Source organism: Thermoflexus sp. (genome assembly GCF_025055495.1).
Classification (GTDB): Bacteria; Chloroflexota; Anaerolineae; order Thermoflexales; family Thermoflexaceae; genus Thermoflexus.
In genome coordinates, this window is sequence record NZ_JANWXB010000096.1 from 1 (window position 1) to 3,475 (window position 3,475).

At 70.1% G+C, this 3,475-nt stretch carries 2 protein-coding genes and 1 pseudogene; all 3 read right to left on the bottom strand.

The genetic code is table 11. The features are described 5' to 3' along the window. The coding region (locus NZM16_RS13985; RefSeq protein WP_367281001.1) for a beta-eliminating lyase-related protein at positions 1–118 on the bottom strand (118 nt) is incomplete at its 3' end. A gap of 164 nt (positions 119–282) precedes the next feature. Next, positions 283–2,946, bottom strand: coding sequence for a DUF499 domain-containing protein (locus NZM16_RS03320; RefSeq protein ID WP_295478526.1), 2,664 nt, complete (start codon positions 2,944–2,946; stop codon positions 283–285). Continuing rightward, positions 2,943–3,475 (bottom strand): annotated as a pseudogene (locus NZM16_RS03325) (hypothetical protein); the annotation flags it as partial. The pseudogene NZM16_RS03325 and the gene NZM16_RS03320, both read right to left, overlap by 4 nt.

The following is a 3,475-nucleotide window of genomic DNA, read 5'->3' on the forward strand; positions in this document are numbered from 1 at the left end:
CGAAGAGGGCGGCCTCCTTGCCCATCCGCTCGGCGGCCATCTCCTCCAGGCGCCGCACCGTGGGATCTTCCCCGAACACATCATCGCCCACCTCCGCCCGAGCCATGGCCTCGCGCATGGCCGGCGTGGGGTGGGTCACCGGGTCGCTGCGCAGGTCGATCCATCCGTTCAACAGTGGGATGCTCCTGTGACGCGCTTCGCCGCGGGCCCGCAGGGGCGCATGAGGCGATTTCCCCCCTTTGCGGTCTCCTAGCCGGCGGCGCCTGCACGAGGGTTGCGGGCTTACCGGGCTTGCTGATCCAGGATCTCCGCCCCGATCTGCCGCAGGGTCTCGAGGACCTTGTGCTCCAGCGTCTCGGGACGGATGCTGGCGGCGGAGCGGGCGCGGATGACGAACTCGATTTCCAGCTCCGCCCCATCCGTCCGCAGGGGAGAGATCACCCCGCGGATGATCTCTGAGGTCCGGTCCCAGGGCACCCGGGCGCGCAGGTAGACCTCCGAGAGCCCCCGGCCCTTTGAGGGGGCCGGCGGCGCCTCGACCGCCTCCAGGGGTTTCTCCGGCATCGGGCGGGCCGCTGCCTCCACGCCCGCCGGGTAGGACGTCACTGCAGATTCGGCGGTCAGAGCTGGCCCCTCGGGCTGTGGAGGCGGGGCCTCCCGGAGCAGCACGGCCTCTTCATCCTCCAGGGCCGCCTCCGGGATCGGCTCGCGGAAATACACCCGGCCCCTGCTCCGCACCGCGAAGACGCCGCTCTGCACGCCCTCCACGATCGCGCGGTGCACGATCGCCTTGTCCGCCAGCATGGGGAGGTTCGGATAGCGCCAGAAGGCCTCGACGATCTCGCGCACCGGCCGTTCGCTCTCCCCTTCCCGCATCGCCTTGCGCAGGAGCACGCCCGGGGCGATCCGCTCGGCCAGCAGCTCGGAGCTCTTCATGAACTCCACGACACGCCGGGCCAGCGAGCCCCGGTCGCCGGACGTCGGGAGCCCGATATCCTGCCACTCCACTCCGTCGGCTCCCGCCTTCGCCAGGTGCCGGTAGGTCGAAAGCAGGCGGAAGGGGAGGTCATCTTCGAGCTCCTTGCACCGCTCCTGGATCTTTTTGCGGTTCTCCTCGGAGAGCTGGCTCATGAGCGCTCGGTCGCCTTCGATCGCCCGGAACGCCAGGAGGCGCTTGACGTGCTGGCGGAGGACGGTGAGCTCCCTCTCGTCGACGGCCAGGATCAACAGAGTGTTGGCGTAGGCGCGGAAGGCCGTCCCGCTGCGCCGCAGCAGCTCTTCAGCGAGGGCCGGCGCCCGGCCCCCGGCCCGTGGCTGATCCAGCCCCAGGACTGCCAGCTTCAGCTCTCGGGTGTCGGGGACGTCGGCGGAGGAGCACGGCCAGAGGAAAACCCGTAGTTCCCGGCCGGCCAGCCGCTCCAGGCCGCGCCGGATCTCTTCCTCCACCTCCTCCGGGCGTACCGCCTCTTCTTTCTCCACGATGACGCGGTTGAGGTTGGGCTGGGAGCGGAACTCGTAGATCCCCCGTTCCTCGTGCAAATACCAGAGGGCCTCCTCCATCCGCTGCAGGGCGTCGCTGAGGACGGCCGGGGGCAGTCCTTCCTGAAGGGCCATCAGCCGCAGCCGGGGGAGGCTGACGCCCCGGCGTTCCCCGCCGCTGAAGGACCCGAAGAAGATGGCTGTGGCCAAAGCGGAGGCCACCCGGAAGCGGGCGTATTCCGAGCCCATTTCCTGATCGATCCGGGGGGCCCGGGCGCCGGGGCCGGCGATGTCGCTGGCGATCACCCCCTCGAACTCGTTGCCGATGTGCTTGAGGAACTCGCGCCGGATCGCAGGCTGGCTCAGGTCAATATGGCCGGGCAGGATCAGGGAGGCGGTGTCGTTGTTGCGATAGCGGTCGGCCACGATCTCCGCCAGCAGGCGCAGGACGCCGCGGGTGCGCTGGAAGGTGGGGAACGTGCTCCAGCGCTCCATCAGGAGGTCGATCAGCTCCGGGTGGAAAGGATAGGCCCGGCGCAGCCGATCGCGGTAGGCGGGCTCCCGCGCCTCCCGGGGGATGTCCTCGCCCAGGCGCTGATACATCTCCCAGTAGGCGTCGGCTGTGCGCCGTGCCTCGTCGGGGCGGATCTCCTCGAACAGCCGACGGCGGATGACCTCGTAGATCTCCTCGCCGTCCACCGGCGTGTAGATGGCCTCCATCCGCCCGAAGATCTGCTGGAGCTGGTGCAGGACGCGCTCCCCCTCCTCCCCATAGGGGGCGCTGGAGGGCAGGGTGGCCACTAAGGCGCTCCGCTCGAGCACCCGCACCGTCTCGGTCAGCTCCTGGAAGAAGGCCACCACTTGGTCCAGGAAATCCCGGGCTTTGACTGCATACTCAGCGATCTCGTCCATCAGGATGAGGGTAGGCGCCTCGCCGATCACCTGGTGGAGCCGGTCCTTCCCGGGCGCCCGGCGCTGCTGGTCGTGCTCAGCGAGAAGCTCGTAGCGGCCCAGCTGCGCCGCCAGCTCCCCCCACGGGGTCCGGCCGCGGAGCGGATCGGCGGCGGTGCCCACGAAGGTCACCACCCGCGCCGCGGGGATCTCCGCCACCCCCGCCGCGCGAAGGGCCTCCCGGCCCAGCTCCGAGTCCTGGGCCTCCTGGGGATGCCGGAACAAGTGGTAGAGGGCGATCAGGCTGTGGGTCTTGCCCCCGCCGAAGGGGGTCTGGATCTGGATGACGGCCTCCCCGCCGCCCCGGCCTGCCAGGCGGGAAAGCACCGCCCCGAGCAGGCGCTGGAGCCCCTGGGTGGGATAGGTCTTGCGGAAGAAGAGGACTGGATCCCGGTATTCCAGCGGGCCGCGGTTGGCGACCACATCGGAGAGATCGGCGGCGAAGACCGACTCGTCGAACTTCCCCTCGCGGAGGTCACGGTGGGGGTTGCACCCCTGCAGCCAGGGCTGGGTCATGGCTCACCTCCTTCGCCCCACAGGCGGGACTGCCGGTGGCCTGGAGCATAGGTCCGGCGCCCGGCGAGCAGCCCCTGCAGCCACATTTTCTCCTTCTCCTGGTCCTTTTCGGGGAGCACCTCGCTGATGGCCTGGGCCACCTGCCAGAAGGCCTCGTTGCCGCCGTAGGTGGCCTCTAAGTGCGCCGAGAGCCGCTTCAGGTCGTTGCGGCTCCAGAGCCAGAGGGCGTAGTGCAGGGCGTCGACCATCGTGTCGAACCGCTCGGCCCTCTCCAGCTCCGGTCCCCGCTCGGCGGGTCCGGGCAGATAGGCGTATCGGCCGAAGGCCTCCACGGCGGGGCCGATGGCGCTCATGAAGAAATCGGCCCCGCGGATGCCGGCCTCCCAGAACTGGGCGAGCCGCTCCCGAACTCGGGCCTCAATCTCCCGCCGCACCGCGGGCAGCTCCCCCACCGGCGCGTCAGCGGGCCGCTTGCGGCAGACCATGTAGATCGAGGAGGCCAGCGCCGCCGAATCCTGCGCCCGGAGCC